The organism is Hyphomicrobiales bacterium, assembly GCA_039989895.1.
Lineage (GTDB): Bacteria > Pseudomonadota > Alphaproteobacteria > Rhizobiales > JACESI01 > JACESI01.
In genome coordinates this window covers 663,152-686,775 of sequence record JBDXGY010000006.1, presented here as the reverse complement: position 1 = coordinate 686,775, position 23,624 = coordinate 663,152, and the positions used below count along the sequence as shown (strand labels likewise).

The 23,624-nt window shown below is 46.9% G+C and carries 19 protein-coding genes; 4 read left to right on the top strand and 15 right to left on the bottom strand.

The features are described 5' to 3' along the window. The first annotated feature begins 144 nt into the window (after positions 1-144). The gene (locus ABJ081_09810; GenBank protein ID MEP6356968.1) at positions 145-2,199 is read left to right on the top strand and encodes an NAD(+) synthase; all 2,055 of its coding nucleotides are present in this window, start codon (positions 145-147) and stop codon (positions 2,197-2,199) included. A gap of 89 nt (positions 2,200-2,288) precedes the next feature. Here ABJ081_09810 and ABJ081_09805 read toward each other — a convergent pair whose 3' ends face one another. The 10 genes from ABJ081_09805 to ABJ081_09760 form a co-directional block, all read right to left on the bottom strand. After that, positions 2,289-2,480 carry a hypothetical protein gene (locus ABJ081_09805; protein MEP6356967.1) on the bottom strand — a complete coding sequence of 64 codons (192 nt, stop codon included), beginning with the start codon at positions 2,478-2,480 and terminating at the stop codon, positions 2,289-2,291. Positions 2,481-2,732: 252 nt separating this feature from the next. Next, positions 2,733-2,933, bottom strand: coding sequence for a hypothetical protein (locus ABJ081_09800; protein MEP6356966.1), 201 nt, complete (start codon positions 2,931-2,933; stop codon positions 2,733-2,735). 206 nt (positions 2,934-3,139) lie between these two features. Then, on the bottom strand, positions 3,140-4,270 hold the full coding sequence (gene tgt, locus ABJ081_09795; GenBank protein ID MEP6356965.1) for a tRNA guanosine(34) transglycosylase Tgt: 1,131 nt from the start codon (positions 4,268-4,270) through the stop codon (positions 3,140-3,142). Between the two features lie 9 nt (positions 4,271-4,279). Continuing rightward, positions 4,280-5,362, bottom strand: a complete 1,083-nt coding sequence (gene queA, locus ABJ081_09790; protein MEP6356964.1) for a tRNA preQ1(34) S-adenosylmethionine ribosyltransferase-isomerase QueA — start codon at positions 5,360-5,362, stop codon at positions 4,280-4,282. Positions 5,363-5,438: 76 nt separating this feature from the next. Further along, positions 5,439-5,903, bottom strand: a complete 465-nt coding sequence (locus tag ABJ081_09785; GenBank protein MEP6356963.1) for a peptidylprolyl isomerase — start codon at positions 5,901-5,903, stop codon at positions 5,439-5,441. Between the two features lie 39 nt (positions 5,904-5,942). Then, complete coding sequence (locus ABJ081_09780) at positions 5,943-6,437, bottom strand: peptidylprolyl isomerase (protein MEP6356962.1); 495 nt, start codon at positions 6,435-6,437, stop codon at positions 5,943-5,945. A 93-nt stretch (positions 6,438-6,530) separates the two neighbouring features. Further along, positions 6,531-7,025, bottom strand: a complete 495-nt coding sequence (gene coaD / locus ABJ081_09775) for a pantetheine-phosphate adenylyltransferase (protein MEP6356961.1) — start codon at positions 7,023-7,025, stop codon at positions 6,531-6,533. A 58-nt stretch (positions 7,026-7,083) separates the two neighbouring features. Further along, positions 7,084-9,894, bottom strand: coding sequence for a DNA gyrase subunit A (gyrA, locus tag ABJ081_09770; GenBank protein MEP6356960.1), 2,811 nt, complete (start codon positions 9,892-9,894; stop codon positions 7,084-7,086). Between the two features lie 234 nt (positions 9,895-10,128). Then, the gene (locus tag ABJ081_09765) at positions 10,129-10,491 is read right to left on the bottom strand and encodes a hypothetical protein (GenBank protein MEP6356959.1); all 363 of its coding nucleotides are present in this window, start codon (positions 10,489-10,491) and stop codon (positions 10,129-10,131) included. A gap of 200 nt (positions 10,492-10,691) precedes the next feature. Further along, positions 10,692-11,180: a single-stranded DNA-binding protein gene (locus tag ABJ081_09760; GenBank protein MEP6356958.1), complete on the bottom strand. Its 489-nt coding sequence runs from the start codon at positions 11,178-11,180 to the stop codon at positions 10,692-10,694. Between the two features lie 318 nt (positions 11,181-11,498). Between ABJ081_09760 and uvrA the strand changes: the two genes are divergently transcribed. Beyond that, complete coding sequence (gene uvrA / locus ABJ081_09755) at positions 11,499-14,402, top strand: excinuclease ABC subunit UvrA (protein MEP6356957.1); 2,904 nt, start codon at positions 11,499-11,501, stop codon at positions 14,400-14,402. Positions 14,403-14,804: 402 nt separating this feature from the next. After that, complete coding sequence (gene trmFO, locus ABJ081_09750) at positions 14,805-16,220, top strand: methylenetetrahydrofolate--tRNA-(uracil(54)-C(5))-methyltransferase (FADH(2)-oxidizing) TrmFO (protein MEP6356956.1); 1,416 nt, start codon at positions 14,805-14,807, stop codon at positions 16,218-16,220. A 25-nt stretch (positions 16,221-16,245) separates the two neighbouring features. On the opposite strand, the gene ABJ081_09745 is transcribed toward trmFO, so the two are convergent. The 4 genes from ABJ081_09745 to yajC are packed head-to-tail and all read right to left on the bottom strand — an operon-like array spanning position 16,246 to position 20,441. Then, positions 16,246-17,070, bottom strand: a complete 825-nt coding sequence (locus ABJ081_09745) for a phytoene/squalene synthase family protein (protein ID MEP6356955.1) — start codon at positions 17,068-17,070, stop codon at positions 16,246-16,248. 2 nt (positions 17,071-17,072) lie between these two features. Next, positions 17,073-17,486 (bottom strand): Mth938-like domain-containing protein, encoded by a 414-nt coding sequence (locus tag ABJ081_09740; GenBank protein MEP6356954.1) that lies wholly within the window; start codon positions 17,484-17,486, stop codon positions 17,073-17,075. After that, positions 17,483-20,077 carry a protein translocase subunit SecD gene (secD, locus tag ABJ081_09735; protein ID MEP6356953.1) on the bottom strand — a complete coding sequence of 865 codons (2,595 nt, stop codon included), beginning with the start codon at positions 20,075-20,077 and terminating at the stop codon, positions 17,483-17,485. Before secD ends, ABJ081_09740 begins: the two co-directional genes overlap by 4 nt. Before the next feature lie 34 nt (positions 20,078-20,111). After that, complete coding sequence (gene yajC, locus ABJ081_09730; protein MEP6356952.1) at positions 20,112-20,441, bottom strand: preprotein translocase subunit YajC; 330 nt, start codon at positions 20,439-20,441, stop codon at positions 20,112-20,114. 231 nt (positions 20,442-20,672) lie between these two features. Between yajC and ABJ081_09725 the strand changes: the two genes are divergently transcribed. After that, complete coding sequence (locus ABJ081_09725; GenBank protein MEP6356951.1) at positions 20,673-21,560, top strand: ATP-binding protein; 888 nt, start codon at positions 20,673-20,675, stop codon at positions 21,558-21,560. A gap of 10 nt (positions 21,561-21,570) precedes the next feature. On the opposite strand, the gene ABJ081_09720 is transcribed toward ABJ081_09725, so the two are convergent. Beyond that, positions 21,571-23,568 (bottom strand): peptidoglycan DD-metalloendopeptidase family protein, encoded by a 1,998-nt coding sequence (locus ABJ081_09720; protein MEP6356950.1) that lies wholly within the window; start codon positions 23,566-23,568, stop codon positions 21,571-21,573. Between the last annotated feature and the right edge of the window lie 56 nt (positions 23,569-23,624).

Genomic DNA, 23,624 nt, shown 5'->3' with positions numbered 1-23,624 from the left:
AAGCTTGAGAATAAACAACCCGTCCATGCATGAGCATTGGCGGGTTTTTTCTGTTATAGTGTTATAATAAAGACCAATATTTGACCCAAAGTCAGCAACTTGGCAAAAGAAGTGCTTAAATTTATCGCGTAAAGGCGCTCTCAAATGACCCTTGGTCGTAATTTTTATAATCTTCACGAACATGGATTTGTCCGTATTTCCACGGCCACTCCATTGGTGACAGTTGCTGACCCAATTTCAAACGGCAAAGCCACGCTCGATATGGCAAAAGTGGCCCATAAACAAAATGTAAGTCTCGTCGTCTTTCCCGAACTCGGTATCAGCGGTTATTCACTGGATGATTTATTCTTTCAAGACGCCCTCCTTGATGGCTGTCTTGAGGCATTGGAGAGCTTGATTAAGGGCAGTGAGAAGCTTACGCCCGTTTTAGTGGTTGGTATGCCGCTGCGAGTGCGCTCTCTTCTCTACAATGTTGCAATTGTTATTCATCGCGGCAAAATTCTTGGTGCTGTGCCAAAAATGTTTTTGCCAAATTACCGTGAGTTTTATGAAAACCGCCACTTTACTGCTGGCACAAATCGCAGTGCCGATACGGTTAAAATCGCCGGACAATGCGTGCCTTTTGGCAATGACTTGATTTTTGAAGCTGATGACATGCCTGATTTCAGTCTGAACATTGAAATCTGCGAAGATGTTTGGGTACCTGTTCCTCCCTCTTCTTATGCTGCTATGGCAGGCGCCCATGTAATTGCAAATCTATCTGCCAGCAATGTCACTGTTGGAAAATCTGACTACCGCCATGCCTTATGTCGAGTACATTCAGCGCGTACCTATTCTGCCTATCTTTATTCGGCGGCTGGGCGCGGTGAATCCACCACCGATCTCGCTTGGGATGGCCACGCCATGATTTATGAAAATGGCGAGCTGCTTGGCGAGAGCGAGCGCTTTTCAATGGAACCGCAACTCATCACGGCCGATGTAGATCTTGAACGCTTACGCCAAGAACGTATGCGGCACACAACCTTCGCTGATTGTGCAGGTGAATATAAAAACCGCGCGTTCAGACGTATTGAGTTCACGCTCAAACCTGATCGCAAAAAAGATTTGGGCCTGCGCCGCCCTCTCGATCGCTTTCCTTACGTGCCCAATGACAATGATAAACTCGATGAATTGTGTTTTGAGGCCTATAATATTCAAGTAGCTGGCCTTGCCAAACGGCTCCAAGCTAGCGGTATTAAAAAGATTGTGGTTGGTATTTCAGGCGGGCTGGATTCAACACAAGCCCTCTTAGTTGCCGCACAAGCTTTTGATGAGCTAGGCCTTAGCCGCAAAAACATCCTTGCCTATACATTGCCTGCCTTTGCCACCTCAAAATCAACCAAGAGCGCCGCATGGGCCTTGATGAAAAGCCTTGGGGTGAGCGCAGAAGAAATAGACATGGAACCGGTGAGCCGGCAAACACTTGAAGATATCAAACATCCTTTCGCATCAGGCAAAGAGCTCTATGATGTGACTTTTGAAAATGTGCAGGCGGGTGCACGTACAGCCACCCTATTCCGGCTTGCTAATATGCATGATGCGCTTGTGCTTGGAACAGGCGACCTATCAGAACTGGCGCTTGGTTGGTGCACCTATGGTGTTGGCGATCATATGAGCCATTACAACGTCAATGGCTCTGTTTCCAAAACACTAATTCAACACCTCATCAGATGGGTTGCAGCCTCTGATCGGTTTGGCACGGATGCATCGAGCGTTCTTTATAAAATTTTGGACACTGAAATATCACCCGAGCTTGTGCCTGGTGATGATGATGAGGCACCAAGCCAGCGCACCGAGGACTTTGTTGGGCCTTATGAACTTCAAGATTTCAACTTATTCCATATTACGCGGTTCTCTTTGCGCCCCTCAAAAATCGCGTTTCTGGCGATGCATGCATGGGGTGATTTAGAACAAGGCCATTGGCCACCGCATATGAAAGAAGAAAAGCGTAATAGCTATGATTTGAAAACCATTCGCAAATGGCTGCGTGTGTTTTTGTGGCGCTTTTTTCAAACGAGCCAGTTCAAAAGATCGGCCGTACCTAATGGTCCTAAAGTCGCGTCAGGCGGATCCCTCTCACCAAGAGGCGACTGGCGCGCTCCATCAGATAGTTCTGCGGAAATATGGATTAAAGAACTAGAAGATAACATACCAAAATAAAAAAGAGCAGCTTTGAGAAAAGCTGCTCTTTTTTTACGATACTCTAATACCTTAGGGAGGCGTATTAAGCATTGAATTGATACTTGAAATTAGCCTTCGTTTTGTATCAAGAAACCTTCTGTAGTGTCTTCATTAAAGCCATCGAATGAAGAAGAAACTGAAGTCGTTAGGTCAACAGCATTTAATTCTTCAAATGATGCACCATCAACATCGTCAGCGAAAGCAGCACCTGATGCGATAAAAGCAGTGGCGGCCAGTGTAGAAATAAGAACCTTTTTCATAATAAAACCCTTTATGTTTGTTTTGTTTGGAAGAGCATCATCGCCCTTCCGATGATTTATATTTGGGAAGGGATGGGATCACATACAATTCAAACGGTCGCCAACAAAAAGTACATTTAAATCACAAATTTGTGATATTAAAACAATAACTTATGACAACCCAACAAAAAAGAGCAGCTTAATAAAAGCTACTCTTTTTTATCTATTCCTGTGCCCGGAGAGACACTTTAAGCGTTGTGTGACCGCTTAACCTTAGTTATTGCCTATAGTTTCTTCGAAAAGAACGTCAGAAGCATCAATTTGCTTGAAGCCATCGAATGAAGAAGAAGCTGATGCGGTTTGATCAACAGCGTTCAATGCTTCAAATGATGCACCATCAACATCGTCAGCGAAAGAAGCGCTTGATGCGATAAAAGCAGAAGCAGCAAGTGTAGCGATAAGAACCTTTTTCATAATAAAACCCTTTATATTTGTTTTATGTAGAAGAGCATTATCGCCCTTCCGATGATTTATATTTGGGAAGGGAAGAGATCACATACAATTCAAACGATAGCGAACAAGAATGACCTTTAACTCACGGATGCGTGACCAGAATTTTTGGTATTAAAAAGGCTTCAACCATTGTATTTTATAAAGAGTGCAGCGCGCAGATTGAGTGGTTAAAGTACAGGGATATCGCCCTGCTCCCAACCTGATTGACAGGTCGCGCTATAATCAGCAAATCCGCCAGCCTCAATAGAATCCCGCATACCTTGCATCAGGTCTTGGTAATAGCTGAGATTATTCCATGTCAAAAGCATGCCGCCCAAAGCCTCATTCGCACGAACAAGATGGTGCAGATAAGCGCGGCTATATTGGCTTGAAGCCGGACAACTTGATGTCTCATCAAGGGGGCGGTGATCATCGGCATGGCGCGCATTGCGCAAGTTGACCTTGCCATGCTTTGTAAAAGCCTGCCCGTGACGCCCTGCCCGCGTTGGCATCACGCAATCAAACATATCAACACCGCGCCCAACGGCTTTTAAAAGGTCATCTGGCGTACCAACGCCCATCAAATAACGTGGTTTTTCAACCGGCAGATGTGGACAGGTTGCCTCCAGCATCGCCATCATTATTTCTTGTGGCTCACCAACGGCAAGACCGCCTATGGAGTAGCCTTTGAAATCCATATCCGCCAAAGTTTTCGCCGAGCGCTCGCGCAGCAGCACATTGTCACCGCCTTGCACAATGCCAAAAAGCGCCTGTGCAGGCCTATCACCAAAAGCCACTTTACAGCGCTCAGCCCACCGCAATGAGAGTTCCATTGCGCGTTCAATATCTTCTTCACTCGAAGGAAGACCAACACATTCATCAAGTTGCATTTGAATATCAGAACCAAGCAAGCACTGGATTTCGATTGAGCGTTCAGGCGTCATTTCATGTTTTGAGCCATCAATATGCGAGGTGAATGTGACACCGTTTTCTGAAAGCTTTCTCAACTTTGCAAGCGACATCACCTGAAAGCCGCCGCTATCGGTCAAAATTGGATGCGGCCAGTTCATAAACTCATGCAGCCCACCAAGGCCCGCTACCCGCTCAGCGCCGGGTCGCAACATCAAATGATAGGTGTTACCCAGAACAATATCCGCGCCAAGATCGCGCACTTGGTTTGGGTACATGGCTTTAACGGTTGCAGCGGTCCCAACTGGCATGAAAGCGGGCGTTCCTACAACGCCACGATGTGTCACAATTTCACCGCGTCGAGCTAGACCATCGGTTGCCATCAAATTAAAAGAAAAAGGTGTTGTCATAAAAGGCTCTTATCGCAATTCTTCGTTTAAGTCAGCCCGCCATAACAAAGAAGCATCACCATAGGAATAAAAACGGTAGCCTGTTTGAATTGCATGGTCATAAGCTGCTTTCATCAAATCAATTCCGCAAAAGGCTGAGACCAACATAAAGAGTGTGGATTTTGGCAAATGAAAATTTGTCATCAACATATCGACCGCACGGAATTTATACCCTGGCGTGATGAAAATATCTGTCTCACCTGCGAAAGGCTGAACGATTCCTTGCTCATTGGTGGCACTTTCAAGAAGCCGTAAGCTCGTTGTACCAACCGCAATAATCCGCCCGCCTTGTGCACGAACATCATTCAGCGCTCTTGCTGTCTCTTCACTCACAACACCAATTTCCGCATGCATTTTATGTGTTTCAGTATCATCAACTTTAACAGGCAAAAAAGTACCTGCCCCCACATGCAAGGTTAAATAATGCAGCGAAACACCCTTCGATTTGGCCGCGTCAAGCAACCGCTCTGTGGTGTGAAGACCCGCAGTCGGTGCTGCCACTGCTCCGGGCTTGCTTGCATAAATAGTTTGGTAATCTTCAAGGTCGTGTTCATCTTTTCCACGTTTACCAGAAATATAAGGTGGCAGAGGCACATGACCCACAAGCGCTATGGCCTCATCAAGGGCTGCGCCTTTACAGTCAAAATTTAATATAACCTCGCCCGCTTCGCCCTTTTCCATTACCTCAGCCATGAGGTCACCAAAATGCAGTGTGTCGCCAGTTTGCAGCTTTTTTGCAGGGCGCGCGAAAGCTTTCCATTGGTGTGGAGCTGATCGTAGGTGAAGCGTTAGATCAATCTTTGCTTCAATGGCACCCTTTGGCCCGCCTCGACGCCGGATACCAGATAATTGAGCTGGTATAACTTTGGTATCGTTGAATACAAGCGCATCACCCTCTCGTAAAAAAGTGGGCAAATCCATCACACCATGATCACTGACAGGAATATCACTATGCGGATTTATGCCAAGCATTTTGGCGCTATCGCGGGGTCTAGCGGGGCGAAGAGCAATGGCCTCATCTGGCAAATCAAAATTAAACAGATCAACGCGCATGGCGCTATTCGCCTCTTACAAAAAAGATGGCCTTCAGCATGCTGAAAGCCATCTTAAATTTCCATCAAAATCGCTCTTAAGCGTCAGCAGCAACTTTTGCCGAAATAATTTTATCAGGATCTTGAACTGGCTCACCACGTTTAATCTTGTCAACGTTGTCCATGCCGTCACTCACTTCACCCCAAACGGTATATTGACCATCGAGAAAACCAGCATTACCAAAACAGATGAAGAATTGAGAATTGGCAGAATTCGGATTTTGTGAACGCGCCATAGAACATGTGCCACGAACGTGTTTTTCGGTCGTGAATTCAGCACGAAGATCTGGCTTATCTGAACCACCCATGCCAGTGCCGGTTGGATCGCCGCCCTGTGCCATGAAGCCATCAATCACGCGGTGAAAAACCACGCCATCATAAAAACCTTCACGCGAAAGCTCCTTGATCCGCTCCACATGATTAGGTGCAAGATCAGGCCGCAAGGTTATTGTAACCGTGCCAGCCGTCGTTTCCATAATAAGTGTATTTTCCAGATCGCTCATATTGCCACCTATTTCCTTTCAGTTATTTTGAAATCGTTCCTATCTGGAGACGACAGATGCTTTGATAATTTTGTCACGTTTGTCCACGGGCACGATGCCACCTTGGCCATCACCTTTTTGTAATGCGTCAACAGCATCCATGCCTTTGATCACCCGACCAAATGCAGTATATTGACCATTCAAAAAATGACCTTCATCGAACATAATGAAAAACTGTGAATTCGCACTATTGTGGGATTGGCTACGAGCCATACCAACAACACCACGATCAAAAGGTGTAATTGAGAATTCTGCATTTATATTGGGTTCTTTTGAACCACCAGTACCTGTCCCTGTTGGGTCACCAGTTTGCGCCATAAAACCTTCGATCACACGATGGAAAACAATGCCGTTATAAAATCCGCTTTTAGCAAGTTTAGATACTTGTGCCACATGCTTTGGTGCAACATTTGGCAAGAACTCGATTTCTACGGTTCCTTTGCTTGTTTCAAGCACAAGAACGTCTTTCGCATGAACCAATGTATTGAACGCCATGACAAAGACGAACACCATAAAACCAAGTGTAATTTGTTTAATGTTTCTAATCATAAAACTTCCTTTAACGTTTGAAGAATGGGCCGCTGGCCCTCATGCAAATTTATCTTTCAAAGCAGTCGTGACAGCCTTTGGTACAAAAGATGTGACATCACCACCCATTTTTGCGATTTGCCTCACCAGTGTGGCCGTAATAGGACGAACAGAGGGGCTTGCCGGCAAAAATACGGTCGGAATATTTGGTGCCATTGCACCGTTCATGCCCACCATCTTCATTTCATAATCGAGATCGGTGCCATCACGAAGACCACGAACGATGATCGATGCACTCTCACGCGCCGCTGCATCAACCACAAGGTCATCAAAAGCAACTACCCGTAAGATTTCAGTAGAGATAACGCTGGTTTCGCTTACCGCTGCATGCACAAGGCCTGCTCGTTCATCGAATGAGAACAAGGGAGCTTTACCTGGATGAACCCCTATACCCACAACAATTTCATCCGCGATTGAGGCGCAATGCTTCAATACGTCAAGATGACCATTTGTTATGGGATCAAATGATCCAGAATAAAATGCGATACGTCTCATGGAACGAGGTGATACCTTCTGTTAGGCTTTTCTGCAACGCAAATTCTCATTTATAGCGTTATTCAGATGCAGATCCTTCCTCTGGTGCGTCAGTATTACCTTCAACAGTGCCGTTTGTATCTTCATCTTCGGCGTCATCTTCGCCAACATCAGAAATACGTTCAACAGAGACAACACGCTCTTTTTCTGCAGTAGAGAAGACAGTAACGCCCTGTGTTGAACGTCCCATAACACGGATTTGCTCGTTTTCGGCTTGCACCGGCACACGAATGAGTTTGCCAGCATCCGTGACCAGCATAATCTGATCGCTGTCTTGTACCGGGAATGATGCAACGAGCGCTCCATTCCGTTTTGTCATGGACATAGCCGCGATCCCTTTGCCGCCACGACCCGAAACACGATATTCATAAAGCGAGCTGCGTTTGCCATATCCATTTTCAGACAAGGTGAGAACAAACTCTTCGGCAGCACTCATCTCAGCATAACGCTCCGTTGAAAGCTGCGCATCTGATGCGCTGTCATCTCCGTCTTCATCAAGTGTGACAGCCTCATCCGTATCCGTGTCGCCAGCTATCAGGCGACGCTGTTTAAGATAGGTTGTGCGTTCTTCGGGTGCTGCATCAAAGTGACGGATAATAGACATTGAAATCACGTCATCATCATCAGCCAATCTGATACCACGAACACCCGTGGAATCACGACTTTGGAACACGCGCACATCGCCCACTGGGAAGCGAATGCACTGGCCTTTGAGTGTTGTCAGCATAACATCGTCATGTTCGGTGCATGGTTCCACGCCCAAAATATCCATGCCTTCATCCAGTTTCATCGCAATTTTACCTCTGCGATTAACCTGTACAAAATCAGATAATTTATTGCGGCGGACCGATCCGCGATTTGTCGCAAACATCACGCCTAATGTATCCCAGCTGTCTTCATCTTCTGGCAGTGGCATAATAGTCGTAATGCGCTCACCGGCTTCGAGTGGCAACATATTCACTAGGGCTTTGCCGCGCGCATTAGGGGCTGCAAGCGGCAAGCGCCAGACCTTCATTTTGTGAACAATGCCGCGCGATGTGAAGAATAGAATAGGCGTATGGGTATTTTCAACGAATAGACGCGTGACAAAATCCTCGTCCTTCGTGGACATGCCCGCACGTCCTTTACCGCCACGTTTTTGCGCACGATAAGTATCAAGCGCAACACGTTTGATATAACCACCATGTGTCACCGTGATGACCATATCTTCTCGCTGGATCAGGTCTTCATCTTCAAGCTCTGCCCCGCCCTCGAGTATTTCTGTGCGGCGTGGTGTTGAAAACTCTTCCGAAATTTGGGTCAGCTCATCTTTGATGATGCTCATAATGCGAATGCGCGAACGCAGAATATCAAGATAGTCTTTGATGCGCTCACCAAGCTTGTTTAATTCCTCATCAATTTCATCGCGTCCAAGAGCTGTAAGGCGCTGTAGGCGTAGATCAAGAATAGCGCGGGCTTGCTCTTCGGAAAGCATGTACGTGCCATCACCCTCTAAACCATGGCGCGGATCATCAATCAGCTCGACAAGCGGGGCCACGTCTTTGGCAGGCCAACGGCGCTCCATCAGTTGTTTGCGCGCGGTTGCTGGATCTGGGGCACTGCGTATTAGTGCAATCACTTCATCAATATTGGCAACAGCAATGGCAAGCCCCACCAAGACATGTGCCCGCTCTCGTGCCTTGTTCAAAAGGAACCTAGTGCGGCGCGAAACAACTTCTTCACGGAAATTGACGAAAGCTTTGATCAAATCAAGCAAATTCAGTTGCTCGGGCTTGCCGCCATTTAAGGCCACGATATTACAACCAAAAGAAGACTGGAGCGGCGAGAAACGATAGACTTGGTTCAAGACAACATCAGCGACCGCATCACGCTTTAACTCAATCACGACCCGCATCCCATTGCGGTCGCTTTCATCACGGATATCAGAAATACCTTCAATGCGTTTATCACGCACGAGTTCGGCAATTTTCTCAATCATCGTTGCTTTGTTTACCTGATAAGGGATCTCCGTAATAATAAGAGCTTGGCGATCCTTACGAATTTCTTCCACACTCGCCTGGCCACGCATGATAACGCTGCCACGACCTGTGTTATAGGCGGAATGAATGCCAGAGCGACCAAGAATCTGCCCACCTGTAGGAAAATCAGGCCCCGGCACATGTTCGATCAGGCCAGCAACATCAAGGCTTGGGTCATCAATATAAGCTTTGCAGGCAGAAATCACTTCGCCCAAGTTATGAGGCGGGATATTGGTCGCCATACCAACGGCAATGCCGCCAGAGCCATTGACGAGAAGATTGGGGAATTTGGCAGGAAGTACGGTCGGCTCAACTTCGGAATTATCGTAATTTTCCTTAAAGTCGACCGTGTCCTTGTCGATATCATCGATCAGTTCGTGGGCGACTTTTTCCAATCTAATCTCGGTATAACGCATCGCAGCTGGCGGGTCGCCATCAACTGAACCAAAATTGCCCTGACCATCGGCAAGGGGCAAGCGTAGTGAAAATGGCTGCGCCATGCGCACCAACGCATCATAAATCGCCGTGTCACCATGGGGGTGATATTTACCGATCACATCACCAACGACACGAGCGGACTTACGGTAAGGCTTGTTCCAATCGTAGCCGTTTTCATGCATTGAATACATAATGCGGCGATGCACAGGCTTTAAACCATCACGCACATCAGGAAGAGCGCGAGAGACGATAACGCTCATCGCATAATCAAGGTATGAGCTCTTCATTTCATCAATGATTGAAATCGGCTCAATACCGGATTCGGGACCGGATTCAGGGGTATCGGACGGCGGTAAAATTGTTTGGTCTGACAAGGGTGTTTCCACTTATTGCTACTTTGTCACAATAATAAATGATTCCTTGCGTAATGGCTACTTTTCACCCCTCACCAAGACATATTAATCCACTGACAAAACAAGCTCTTAAAAGGTTTTCCCAATTTGTTTTTCTCTATAAATATAAAGACGCCATAAAGTGATCAATTAGCCATCAGTACATCGAACAAACCAAAGTCTCCTCGAGCCGACGTAAATGGCATTGCAAAGGCCTTATTTGGGCAATGTAACAACGATTTCAGCACCGCCAAGACCATGAACCAAATCATTCGCCCTCACCGTCACTTTTGAGATGTCGGCAGGAATATCAATAAGCCCTGACCTTGTGAAGGGCTGTTCTTCAACGTGAGGGTGGGCCAAAACACGCTTCCCAAGGACGGTGCCATCAGGTCCAACGACCTCCCAGCCATTGGCATAATGCTCCCATCCTGTATCTGCATGACGAACCGTAACATTAAAGCGCCACTTGCCGCTACCTGCTGCTTCAACATCCACAGCTGTGACATCAGATTCCCCTGCAAAGGTGGGTTGAGCGAACAAACCCAACACAGCACTCAATAAAATCAATTTTCGCATGGCATAGCCTCCTAAAAATAACACCCAGTCAAAGCCGTATACTACTATACATAAAAAATGCGAGACTATTGATCTATTTAATGATTTCACAAGTAACGCTTACATCAGCACCGCCAATAGGCGCGTGACCAATAGGCGCGTGATTTGAGTGGGCATGTGAACTGAGAGAGCTAATTAGATATGGCTGATTGTTTTTCTCATTAAAACGGAATTTCATCATCCATATCATCGGCCATGCCCGCTGGCGCAGCACTTGGCCCGCCGGCACCAGAAGATGCTCCATCATAGCCCATTTGCTGGCCACCGCCGCCATAATTTCCGCCGCCACCGCCTTCGCTGCGTCCATCAAGCATCGTTAGGGTGCCATTAAAGCCCTGCAGCACAACTTCAGTACTGTATTTATCCACGCCCTGCTGGTCTTGCCACTTGCGAGTTTGAAGTTGTCCTTCAATGTAAACCTTGGCGCCCTTACGCAGATAATTTTCTGCAACCTTGCAAAGACCTTCGGAAAAGATCACGACACGGTGCCACTCTGTTTTATCGCGCTTCTCGCCCGTATTTTTATCGCGCCAGCTCTCACTGGTCGCAATACTTAAATTAGCAATCGGCCTACCATCTTGTGTGCGCCGAATTTCAGGGTCAGCGCCCAAATTGCCCACTAAAATTACTTTATTCACACTACCAGCCATACTAACCTCACAATTCACGCCACAATCCGTGGCTATATTCATAACTTGAGCTGCACCATAACAGTCGCCGCGACATCCCTATATGTTCATTATTATTATCCACAGCATGTTCATTATTGCTATTCATAGCAATATTTCAAGTATTTTGTTCTATTTTTGTTCTTTTTTAATAAAGGCTGTGAATAAGGAAACAGCGGGGACAATTCGAGATCCTTTATAATCAGGATCTCGACAAACTGTGCCAGTGACCTAAAACATCAATAAAACAACACCACAGGATAATTTCCATTGCCAAGCGCGACTTACGATAAAACCAGAATGATTTCCGTCAAAGGCGCCCGCGAGCATAATCTTAAAAATGTGGATATCGACCTCCCCCGTGACCAGTTGACCGTCATCACGGGGCTTTCTGGGTCAGGAAAATCCTCTCTAGCCTTTGATACAATTTATGCAGAAGGACAGCGACGCTATGTAGAAAGTCTGTCAGCCTATGCGCGCCAATTTTTGGAAATGATGCAAAAGCCGGATGTAGATCAAATTGATGGTCTATCGCCTGCCATTTCTATTGAACAAAAGACCACATCGAAAAACCCGCGTTCAACTGTCGGCACCGTGACAGAGATTTATGATTACATGCGCCTTTTGTTCGCGCGGGTTGGTGTTCCCTATTCGCCAACAACGGGCTTGCCGATTGAAAGCCAGACCATTAGCCAGATGGTTGATCGCATCGTGATGCTTGAAGAAGGAACGAGACTTTATCTCCTCGCTCCTATCGTGCGTGGTCGCAAAGGCGAGTACCGCAAGGAAATTGCCGAGTTAATGCGAAAAGGTTTTCAGCGCATCAAGATCGACGGTGAATTCTATGAAATCGCTGAAGCGCCCGTTTTAGACAAAAAATATAAACACGATATCGACGTGGTGGTGGATCGCCTTGTTGTGCGTGACGACATTGCGACAAGATTAGCCGATTCACTAGAAACTGCTTTACGACTCTCCGATGGTCTTGCTGTTGCAGAACTGGCGGACAAACCATTGCCAGTAAATGAAACTGCTGGAGGCTCCGCCAATAAATCAAAGAATGAAACCCACGAGCGCCTCACCTTTTCAGAAAAGTTCGCCTGCCCCGTCTCTGGGTTCACCATTTCAGAAATTGAACCACGCTTGTTTTCCTTCAACAATCCTTTTGGCGCATGTCCAAAATGTGATGGTCTTGGCACTGAGCGGCGCGTTGATCCTGGTCTTGTCGTACCTGACAGTAGTTTGTCAGTCACAAAAGGCGCAATTGCACCGTGGTCAAAATCAACGTCACCTTATTATATGCAAACGCTTGAAGCCGTTTGCCGTCATTTGAAGGTTAAACCATCTACTTCCTTTGAAAAATTGCCGCAAAAAATTCAACACGCTTTGCTTTATGGCACGAAGGATACAGTCACTTTCACCTATGACGATGGGGTGCGCTCATATGAAACGAAAAAGCCGTTTGAGGGTGTCATCAACAACCTAGAACGGCGATGGCGTGAGACAGAATCAAATTGGTCGCGCGAGGAAATAGAGAAATTCATGGCGGCAACGCCTTGTGATGCCTGCTCAGGACATCGCCTGAAGCCTGAAGCTTTATGCGTAAAACTTGCCGATATTCACATTTCACAAGCCACAGAAATGTCGATCCGTAAGGCACAAAACTGGTTTGGCACCTTGCCAGAATATCTCAATGACAAACAAAATGAGATCGCAATTCGCATCTTAAAAGAAATTCGTGAGCGGTTGCGCTTTCTCAATGATGTTGGACTTGAATATCTAACTTTATCGCGGAATTCTGGCACGCTATCGGGTGGTGAAAGCCAGCGCATCCGCCTTGCCTCACAAATCGGGTCGGGTCTGACCGGTGTACTTTATGTGCTCGATGAACCATCCATCGGGCTTCATCAGCGTGACAATGAACGATTGATCGGAACCTTGAAGCACCTACGCGACCTCGGCAATACGGTGATCGTGGTGGAACATGACGAAGACGCGGTGCTGTCCGCCGATTATGTGGTCGATGTGGGGCCGGCTGCCGGTATTCATGGCGGCGAGATTGTCGCTCATGGCACACCCGCAGAAGTGATGGCCAATCCAAAGTCGCTCACCGGCCAATATATCAGCGGTGAAATGGCTATCCCGACACCTGAAATACGGCGCAAGGCATCAAAGAATCGTAAGATTAAAGTTGTTGGAGCACGAGCCAATAATCTCAAAAATGTCACGGTTGATGTCCCGCTTGGGCTTTTCACCTGCGTTACTGGTGTCTCTGGCGGAGGAAAATCCACGCTTTTGCTCGATACTCTTTATAAGGCGGTTGCACGTAAATTAAACAATGCGCGCGCCAATCCAGCAGAACATGACCGTATTGAAGGCCTTGAGCACCTCGATAAAGTGATCGACATTGACCAATCGCCAATTGGTCGCACACCGCGCTCTAATCCAGCCACATATACCGGCGCTTTCACCCCTATTCGCGAATGGTTTGCTGGTCTTCCTGAGGCAAAAGCTCGTGGCTATGCGCCAGGTCGTTTCTCTTTCAATGTCAAAGGCGGACGCTGTGAGGCCTGTCAGGGCGATGGTGTTATCAAGATCGAAATGCACTTTTTGCCTGATGTTTATGTCACCTGCGAACAATGTAACGGTAAACGCTATAATCGTGAAACGTTGGATGTTCAGTTCAAGGGCAAGTCAATTGCAGAAGTGCTTGATATGACTGTTGATGAAGGTGTCGAATTTTTCTCTGCTTTTCCTGTTGTGCGTGACAAACTGGCGACATTACAACGGGTTGGCCTTGGCTACATCAAGATTGGCCAACAAGCGACAACCCTATCGGGTGGTGAAGCCCAGCGTGTCAAACTTGCCAAAGAACTATCCAAACGAGCAACGGGGCGCACGCTTTATCTGCTTGATGAACCAACCACCGGCCTGCATTTTCACGATATAGCTAAACTGCTTGAAGTGCTTCATGAACTGGTAGATAGCGGCAACAGCGTGATTGTTATTGAACATAATCTGGAAGTCATTAAAACCGCTGACTGGATCATTGATCTTGGGCCGGAAGGTGGCGACGGGGGTGGTGAAATCGTCGCGGTTGGCACACCCGAAGATGTGATCAATGAGCCACGCTCGCACACGGGACAATATCTCTCAGAACTCACTAAACGCCGCCCTGTAAAACACGCCAGAGCTGCAGAGTAACGGATGCTTAAACTTTAGCGTTTATTTTTGTTGCAAGTTAAATGCTGATCAATCGCTTCGCTATGCACTGAGCGCATAGCTGGCATACTTTTTTTGCGCTGCACAATTTTACGAATCTGACTATATTCAAATCAACACAGCAACACATACATTGAGTTGTTGTTAAAGAGATACGAAATCATCACCCTCCTCCCAGATGATTTCGTTGTGAAATGGTTCACCCTCCTCCCAGAACCATTTCTGAGTAAAACGCCAGCCGAAGAACCCTCCTTCCTCGGCTGGCGGTTTTTTTTACCAAGCCTCCTTTTTTTTGAGTAATCTCAAATTTATTTTTGATCAATCCAATAACAATTTATTGCTCTGGCAGTTGCACTAAATCTGGAACCAGATTAGCTTCCGTCCATGACAGATAAAGCTCCAATTCATATCATCGGTGGCGGTTTGGCAGGCAGTGAAGCAGCTTGGCAATTAGCCGAGCGCGGCGTGCCAGTTATTTTGCACGAAATGCGTCCAACCAGAAAAACTGATGCTCATCAGACAGACGGATTGGCTGAGCTGGTTTGTTCAAATTCATTTCGCTCTGATGATGCTGAAAACAATGCCGTTGGCGTTCTTCATGCAGAGATGCGGCTGGCAGGATCTTTGATTATGCGTGCAGCCGATGCCAATCAGGTGCCAGCTGGCGGCGCATTGGCTGTCGACCGTGTCGGTTTTTCTGATGCTGTCACCGATACACTCAACAACCACCATTTGATCACCATTGATCGTGGTGAAGTCAAAGACGTGCCCCTTGATGAATGGGGTGACGTATTGATCGCATCCGGCCCTCTCACCTCAGACAATCTTGCGAATTTTATTCGCGAGAAAACAAGCGCAGAAGAATTAGCCTTCTTTGATGCCATTGCACCGATCGTTCATAAAGACAGCATTGATATGAGTAAAGCTTGGTATCAATCGCGCTACGATAAGGTTGGACCGGGTGGAACCGGAGCTGACTACATCAATTGCCCGCTCGATGAGGCTTTATATAATGCTTTTATTGATGCACTCATTGGCGGTGAAAGCACTGACTTCAAGGAATGGGAAGAAAACACGCCCTATTTTGATGGCTGCCTGCCAATTGAAGTCATGGCTGAGCGCGGGCGTGAGACATTGCGTCACGGTCCGATGAAGCCGATGGGACTTACCAATTCGCATCAACCGGATATCAAGGCCTATGCGGTGGTGCAATTACGTCAAGATAATGCGCTCGGCACGCTTTATAATATGGTCGGTTTTCAGACTAAGCTACGCTATGGGGCACAGGGGGATATTTTTCGCATGATCCCCGGCTTAGAAAATGCTGAGTTTGCCCGTCTTGGTGGCTTGCACAGAAACACATTTTTAAATTCCCCAAAGCTGTTGGATGAAACTCTTCGCCTGCACAATGATCCGCGCATTCGCTTCGCCGGACAAATTACAGGTTGTGAAGGATATCTCGAGTCCGCGGCAATTGGATTATTGACAAGCCGCTTCATCGCCGCTGAGCGCCATGGTGAAAAACCAAGTTTGCCGCCTGAAACCAGCGCCTTTGGTTCGCTTCTTGGTCATATCACAAAGGGACATATTTCTTATCAAGAAACGAATGCCAAAAAATCATTCCAGCCTATGAACATCAACTTTGGACTTTTCCCGCCAATCGAAGTGCCAAAACCTGACGATGGCAAGCGTTTTCGTGGTAAGGAAAAGACAAGAGCTAAAAAACAAGCCATGGCTGCGCGCGCCTTGGCGGACACCAGAACATGGCTAGGAATAGAGGCAAAAGAAGCGGCAGAATAAAGCCTATCGCCCGCGCCACACCCCCCTATTGCCCGCGCCACAAAGCCCATTGTGCACGGAGTTGTGAAATTTTCATGCGATCTGCAAATGGATTAAACCCAGCCTTTTCCATGTTTCTAAGGTGCGGCTCAATCAAACAGAGCGGCAGGAAAGCCGGACGCAAACTTGATGGCAATTCGTCAAGTGAGGCTACAGCTTTCTCTTTATGATCACGACAAAGAGCAATCATTTTTGTTAGCGCCTTTGGTAACCCCTCATGCATATCGCCGCTCAAAATTAACGCAGGCTGTGCACCGGCATTCTTCAAAATATCAGCTGGCAAATAAAGCTGGCCTCGCGATGAATGGCGTGGCAAATCTCGAAGAATAGTCATAAGGGCATAGCAAACCCCAGCATGACCACAGCACTCTGCCAATTGTGAAGAAGGCTCAGCGCCCGCAATCAATGCCGAAAGTTGAAACAGCAAGGAAGTTGTCTCTCCCGCATATCCTTCCAAATCACCCATGCTTGGCATTGGGTCATCATATAAATCAAAAGCCCGCGCCAGCAACATTTTATCAAAAGCATCGCGTGGTAAATTATGTTTGGTAATCACCTTAAGCAAGGCATTAGCAAGAGGGTTAGCGCGTGCGCCTTCACCATCATTTGTAATCGCATCACGCCACCATTGCAGGCGGATTTCACCGGGCATTGGTTCGCTAACAACATCACGCACCCGCGCTATCTCTGCATTAAAGGCATAAAGTGCAACGCAGTCATCGAGGTATTTTTCAGGTAAAAGCAAACTGGATAGATAACGGTCACGATCATGCATCCGCAAAACTTCAAGACAATGAGCATTATCATCCATTTTTAATCCACCGCGATGAGACCGCAGGCAACAGCACGCGATTCAGACAGAAGAACATTGTAGGTTCTCACCGCAGCGCCCGTGCTCATAGGGTCAATCGTAATGCCTGCTTCTTTAAACAAAGCTTTGATCGATGCATCCAATGGCCTGAAATCAGCTCCAAGGCCCAGCAAAAATACCTCGACATCAGAACGCGATATGACCTGCGCAAAATGGTCTGAGTTTAAGTCCGAAAATTCAGCCACATCCCAGCGTGAGATACTGTCCGGCAAACATAGTATTGAGCCTTGATGCGACATTTCAGCAAACCGAAAACCACCATTCCCATAAGCATCAATTGCAGCGCGACCAGGAAAATGGGCCGCATGCATTTCTATTCCACGCGCTCCACTTTGACCAGATTCATTATCGCTCATGCAGTAGCCTTTTCCTCATCATCCTTATCGGTTTCGCGCGTTTGATCAATTTGACCAGGGCGCAAATTAAGCAAAATCAAGATTGGCGCGGCAATAAAAATTGAGGAATAGGTACCAATGATTACACCCCATATCATCGCAAAGGTGAACGAGCGAATAACTTCTCCGCCCAGCACATAAAGTGACAAAAGCGCGAGTAATGTGGTTACCGATGTCAATGTTGTACGAGACAAGGTCTCATTGATCGCAAGATCAAGGACAGAGCCGACGGCACGCTTTTTGAATTTCCGTAAATTTTCACGAATTCTATCATACACCACAACCGTGTCATTCAATGAATAACCCACGATGGTCAAAACCGCCGCGATGGTTGAGAGATTGAAATCAAGTTGTAAAAGAGCAAATAGTCCGATCGTAATTGCCACATCGTGAACTGTGGCAACAACGGCACCGATGGCAAAATGCCACTCAAATCGGAACCAGATATACACCAGCACCGCCAACAATGCGGCAATCACTGCGATACTACCAGCCTGTGTCAATTCTTCAGAAACGCGCGGGCCAACCACCTCGACACGTCGGTAATTAATATCGGTTTCACCAAGTGATGCGCGAACTATTTTGATAGCTTCTTGCTGAGCTTTCTCGCCGCCCTCTTGTTGTTGAACACGAATAAGAATGTCATTTGGCGCCCCAAATTCTTGAACTTCGATATCACCAAGACCAAGGGTTCCAAGTTTGCCGCGAATTGCAGCGATATCCGCCGGGCCGTCGGTTGTTTCGATTTCAACCAAGGTGCCACCTTTAAAATCAATCCCTAAATTCAGGCCGTTAAGGGCAAACAATCCCAGCGACGCAATAATAAGCACCACTGATAGCGGGAAACTCCAGCGGCGATGTTTCATGAATTGGAATGTTGTTCCATCAGGAATGAGGTCCAAGATCCAACGCAAGGAAAGCGTTTTTGGCTTTGAGCGCAAGACCCACTTCACAACAATAAACCGCGAGAAAGTGCAAGCACAAAACACGGTGGCGAAAATACCAATAGCAAGAGTGACCGCGAAGCCTTTAACAGGGCCCGAACCAAGGAAAAACAGAATAGCGGCGGCGATGAAGGTTGTGATATTGGCATCCAAAATAGTGCCAAGCGCCCGTGAATAACCCGCATCAATCGCTTGCATCGGTTTTCGCCCGTCGCGCAATTCTTCACGCACGCGTTCGAAAATCAGAACATTGGCATCAACTGCCATACCAACGGTCAAAACGATACCCGCAATACCCGGTAGTGTCAGCGTTGCGCCAAGTGCTGTTAGCGCACCGATGATAAGTGCAATATTCGCCATAAGAGCAAAATCAGCAATAATGCCGAACCGGCCATATACCAAGATCATGAATATAATAACGGCTATCGAGCCAACAATTGAGGCCCAGAACCCAGCATCGATGGAATCTTGTCCAAGACCTGGTCCCACTGTGCGCTCTTCCACGATTGTCAGCTCAGCAGGCAAAGCACCTGCACGTAACAAAATGGAGAAATTATTCGCACTATCAACGTCAAAATTACCGGTAATCTGCCCACTGCCACCTAGAATAGGCTCTTGAATAGTCGGTGCTGATACCACCTTATCATCCAGAACAATCGCGAATGGTCTGCCTACATTGTCTTGCGTTGCGCGACCAAACTTGCGGGCACCGGCGGTATTAAAGCGGAAGGTTACAACCGCTTCATTTGTTTGCTGCGTGAAACCTGGCTGCGCATCAACTAGATCTTCACCTGATACAATAACTCTGTCTTCAACTACATACTTGATGCCAGCGGCTTGTTCGTCTTCGCTTTGTGCTTCTAGGAGTCTAGCCCCAACAGGAGGTCGCGTGCGTTCCGCCTCTCCAGCAGTGATTGATTGATCGACAAAACGAAATGATAATTTAGCTGTCTGGCTCAAGAGTTCTTTTAAGCGTTCAGGGTCATCAAAACCTGGCACTTGAACCAATATGCGATCAAATCCTTGTCGCTGGATGGTTGGCTCTGTGGTTCCAAGTTCATCGATACGTCGACGGACCACTTCAATTGATTGCTGAACAGCTGACGCCACGCGCTGCTGAATACCTTCGTTGGTTAGGGTCAACCGAAAAAGACCATTTTCCTGTTTAAGGACAACTTCCGTGATGGCCACACCTGCACCAAACACACTGCTTAATGCTGGGCGAACAACTTCGGCTAGTGCTTCCCTCGCCTTATCGGCATCTTCAGCTTTGCGTAGTCGAAATTGTACAAGACCATTGGTAACGGCAAGCCCCGTATAACCAATCCGCTCACCGCGCGTACCATCGATATTACGCCCATTCAAAGCTTGCCGCACATCATCGCGCAAGTTTTGCAGACGCTCTTCAACAATACCGTCCTGCTCCACCTGAATCAAAAGATGCGAACCACCTTGCAAATCGAGGCCAAGGACCATTTGCTTGCCAGGGAGCCATGAAGGCCAGCTCTTTACGGCAGTCTCAGAGACAAGATTGGGTGCTGCGAAGGCAAGCCCTATCAAAACAGTCAGAAGTACAAGCGTCGTTTTCCAAGTGGAAAAATGTATCATTTTGGGTTATCTCAATTATGACTTTAAAGCAGTTTTACTCAGAAGTAACAGGTTCGCCTTTTGAGCGAACTTCATGGATCATCGGACGAAACGCACGTACTTTTACATCTTTCGCCAATTCAATTTGAATTTCAGATTCGTCGACTACTTTTGACACTTTACCAATCATGCCACCAGACATAACGACAGTATCACCACGACGGACATTGTTGACCATTTCTTGGTGCATTTTCATTTTTTGGCGTTGTGGACGCAGAATGAAAAAATACATTATGACAAAAATCAAAACGAAAGGCAGCATTCCAAATATAACCTCGCTTGGGCCGCCGCCTGCTGCTTGTGCATATGCTGGTGTGATGAACATTTAAATTCCCTCTTCATAAAACTATTGTTTGAAAGTCGTGATTCATTTCACACGCTTATTTCAAAGTCGCCGGACTATACCCATGCCATTCCATTTTGCAAATCTTTCAGCCACTAAAGCTTGGGCTTTTTGACCGTTTTCGTCTTTTTCAAATTCAATAGACGTGATACGCCATCTTTAGACGTTAATTTACACCTTTAACACCATTTAAGACCTCAAAGAGATGTTGCAATGAGTAATGACGCAATTAAAGCCCTAAATGATAAACTTGATGGCCTAATTGCCTTGATAGAGCGTGCCGTGCCACCAAAGACGCCGCCATTTGATGCAGATTACGCCGATGCTTTCATCTGGCGGGCTGAAGATGGATTTTTGCAGCCAATTAAATCAATCAACCGCGTTGATCTTGATTTGCTTGTGGGCATAGATTTAGTCCGTGATAAATTTGTAAAAAATACCGAACAATTTGCCGATGGATATGCTGCTAATAACGTTTTGATGTGGGGCGCAAGAGGAATGGGCAAAAGCTCGCTTGTGAAAGCGGTGCATCGCGACATTAATGATACTTTAGAAAACAACCATGCATCGCATCGATTAAAACTCATCGAAATTCATCGCGAAGATATTGATAGCCTACCATCCCTTATGCGCCTTTTGGACGGCAACCCACATCGGTTTATCGTCTTTTGTGATGATTTATCTTTTGACGGCGATGACGCTAGTTATAAATCCCTCAAATCAGCGCTTGATGGCGGCGTCGAAGGTCGTCCGGACAATGTCATTTTCTACGCTACATCAAATCGCCGACACTTGATTCCACGCGATATGATGGAAAATGAACGATCGACAGCTATCAATCCCTCTGAAGCTATTGAGGAAAAAGTATCGCTGTCAGACCGGTTTGGGCTTTGGCTCGGATTCCATAAATGCACCCAAGACGACTATCTCAATATGATCGAAGGCTATATAAAGCGCTACAACCTTGAGATTGAAGAAGAACTCTGGCGTTTTGAAGCCTTGGAGTGGGCAAAAACACGCGGCAATAGATCAGGTCGCGTGGCTTGGCAATTCATACAGGATCTTGCGGGCCGTTTAGGTAAAACAATAAAACTCGATTGAGGGTTATTATTTAACCTGACAGGTGGTTCAACGGATCAACTGGTTTTTTACCTTCCCTAAGCTCAAAATGCAGCTGTGGTGATTTCACAGCACCGCTTTGACCGGATTTAGCAACAACCTGACCCTGACGAACACGATCGCCACGCCGCACTAACAATTGACTGTTGTGGGCATAAGCGGTGACGAAACCATTGCTGTGACGGATCAAGACAAGATTGCCATAGTCAGCAAGACCATTTGAAGCATAAATTACTTCACCGCTTGCCGAAGCACGCACTGGTGTTCCAACCGGCACATTCAGATTAATGCCAGCGCTCTTTTCACTAAACCGTTTTATCACTTCACCACGTACGGGCCATATGAAACCCGAATTTGCTACAGCTTTGTTGGAAGCTGTCGTAATTTTATCAATTTTCGGCTGCGTAGTAGCTTTTACAGGCTTTGGATTATTAATTTTAGCGGTGACCACCTTAGCTTGATGAGATGGTCTGACCTTAGGTGGCCGCGCTTGTATCACTGATGATTTAGAAATATCCACACGCTGCGTTATAATAGGCTTTGAACGCGGCTCTGTTGTGGCAGCATTTGGTGCATAGCTTGTAACACTTGCGGTTGTCGTATTGTCTAAACGAGGGAGACCAGCAACAGGCGAAACGGATTCACCTGAAACAACTTTTAGTTTTTGACCAATTTGGATGACATCGCTGGTATGAAGTCCATTAGCATTACGCAGACTCGCAACTGACATATTATGATTGGCAGCAATTCTCGTCAGAGTATCACCTTTTTGCACCTGATAGACACCATTATATGAAGCGCCCTGCGCAGTTTTTTTTGGCAACGGCTGCTTTAAAGCATTGTTATTATTAGATTTTATTGTCACAGGTGCATGTGATGCTTGACGTTTATTCACTGCACCAGATGAAATCGGCGCATTAGGCGAATAGACATATGTCGGGATCAATATCTGCTGACCGGAACGCACTTGCGTTGTGTTTGAGATATTATTTGCATTTGCAATCGCTTTGACTGGAACACCATAACGTCGCGATAGCGAATAAAGTGTTTCCCCCTGCTGCAAAGTGACATAAGTGCCGCCAGTTGCTGACCAACCACCTTTTGCAGAGCTATTAGCATTTGCATTGCCCACACTAGCAACATTGACTGGATCAACTTGAGTTCGTGTCGCAGCTCTTTGTGACGCGGGGCGAGCTACAGTTGAACTAATTATTTTAGGACCACCAGACGAACGTATGGAACTCGTTGAAAGAGTGTCAACACTAGATCGTGGCGGTGTGTAGCCTCTTGGACCTGCGGATAAAGAAGAAGACGACGGCCTTGATGCTGGCGAACTGGTTGGAACTGGAGAATATTCCTGTGTCCATGCTGTTCCGTGGCTAAACTGCTGTGCAGGCGCAGATGTAGCAACAGGGCTTTGCAAAAGAGCTTGCTGTTGCGGCTGACGCGCAAGCAGTGGCTTGCTCGTTGAAGAGTTATTTAATTGACGTGCTTGATCCAAGCTCAAACGCCCACTTGATGGGATAGCCGATTGGTTTTGAGGCGTTTGAAATGAAGCGTTTTGCGGTAAACTTTGCGCAGGAGGCAAAGATTGACGTGATATTGATGGCGATCTGGCCAGTTGACGGGAGCCGCTTAGAGTGGGCGCACCAAATTGCTGCGACTGATTATTTAACTGTGTCGGCAACTGACTTTGATTAAAACCGCCTAATCGAGCCTGCGACGTAATATTTTTTGCGTTGAAGAGCCCTTGATTTTGGCCACCAGATAAAGAGCCGCCCAATCGCTGAGCAGCAGCACCAGCCAAATCAGCCTTCGGCAAGAAGTTTTGTGGACCATCCAACCTTTGCGGCGTGGCCGCTGAGGCTGTGAACAGATTATCAAATCTATCCGAACCTCCACTGCACCCTGCAACGATAGACGCAGCAAGCCCCAGATAGACTACATTATACAAAAGATGACCCTTAGGTCGAGAAACACGAGTACTCATAACACAACTCAGTTCGCAATTTTTACCAGAAGCCATTAGAACCCAGTAACCTAAAC

Excerpts from the sequence above, each read along its gene's own strand:
- ABJ081_09810 (MEP6356968.1), top strand. The coding sequence starts at position 145 with ATGACCCTTGGTCGTAATTTTTATAATCTTCACGAACATGGATTTGTC.
- ABJ081_09805 (MEP6356967.1), bottom strand. The coding sequence starts at position 2,480 with ATGAAAAAGGTTCTTATTTCTACACTGGCCGCCACTGCTTTTATCGCA.
- ABJ081_09800 (MEP6356966.1), bottom strand. The coding sequence starts at position 2,933 with ATGAAAAAGGTTCTTATCGCTACACTTGCTGCTTCTGCTTTTATCGCA.
- tgt (MEP6356965.1), bottom strand. The coding sequence starts at position 4,270 with ATGACAACACCTTTTTCTTTTAATTTGATGGCAACCGATGGTCTAGCT.
- queA (MEP6356964.1), bottom strand. The coding sequence starts at position 5,362 with ATGCGCGTTGATCTGTTTAATTTTGATTTGCCAGATGAGGCCATTGCT.
- ABJ081_09785 (MEP6356963.1), bottom strand. The coding sequence starts at position 5,903 with ATGAGCGATCTGGAAAATACACTTATTATGGAAACGACGGCTGGCACG.
- ABJ081_09780 (MEP6356962.1), bottom strand. The coding sequence starts at position 6,437 with ATGGCGTTCAATACATTGGTTCATGCGAAAGACGTTCTTGTGCTTGAA.
- coaD (MEP6356961.1), bottom strand. The coding sequence starts at position 7,025 with ATGAGACGTATCGCATTTTATTCTGGATCATTTGATCCCATAACAAAT.
- ABJ081_09765 (MEP6356959.1), bottom strand. The coding sequence starts at position 10,491 with ATGCGAAAATTGATTTTATTGAGTGCTGTGTTGGGTTTGTTCGCTCAA.
- ABJ081_09760 (MEP6356958.1), bottom strand. The coding sequence starts at position 11,180 with ATGGCTGGTAGTGTGAATAAAGTAATTTTAGTGGGCAATTTGGGCGCT.
- uvrA (MEP6356957.1), top strand. The coding sequence starts at position 11,499 with ATGATTTCCGTCAAAGGCGCCCGCGAGCATAATCTTAAAAATGTGGAT.
- trmFO (MEP6356956.1), top strand. The coding sequence starts at position 14,805 with ATGACAGATAAAGCTCCAATTCATATCATCGGTGGCGGTTTGGCAGGC.
- ABJ081_09745 (MEP6356955.1), bottom strand. The coding sequence starts at position 17,070 with ATGGATGATAATGCTCATTGTCTTGAAGTTTTGCGGATGCATGATCGT.
- ABJ081_09740 (MEP6356954.1), bottom strand. The coding sequence starts at position 17,486 with ATGAGCGATAATGAATCTGGTCAAAGTGGAGCGCGTGGAATAGAAATG.
- secD (MEP6356953.1), bottom strand. The coding sequence starts at position 20,077 with ATGATACATTTTTCCACTTGGAAAACGACGCTTGTACTTCTGACTGTT.
- yajC (MEP6356952.1), bottom strand. The coding sequence starts at position 20,441 with ATGTTCATCACACCAGCATATGCACAAGCAGCAGGCGGCGGCCCAAGC.
- ABJ081_09725 (MEP6356951.1), top strand. The coding sequence starts at position 20,673 with ATGAGTAATGACGCAATTAAAGCCCTAAATGATAAACTTGATGGCCTA.
- ABJ081_09720 (MEP6356950.1), bottom strand. The coding sequence starts at position 23,568 with ATGAGTACTCGTGTTTCTCGACCTAAGGGTCATCTTTTGTATAATGTA.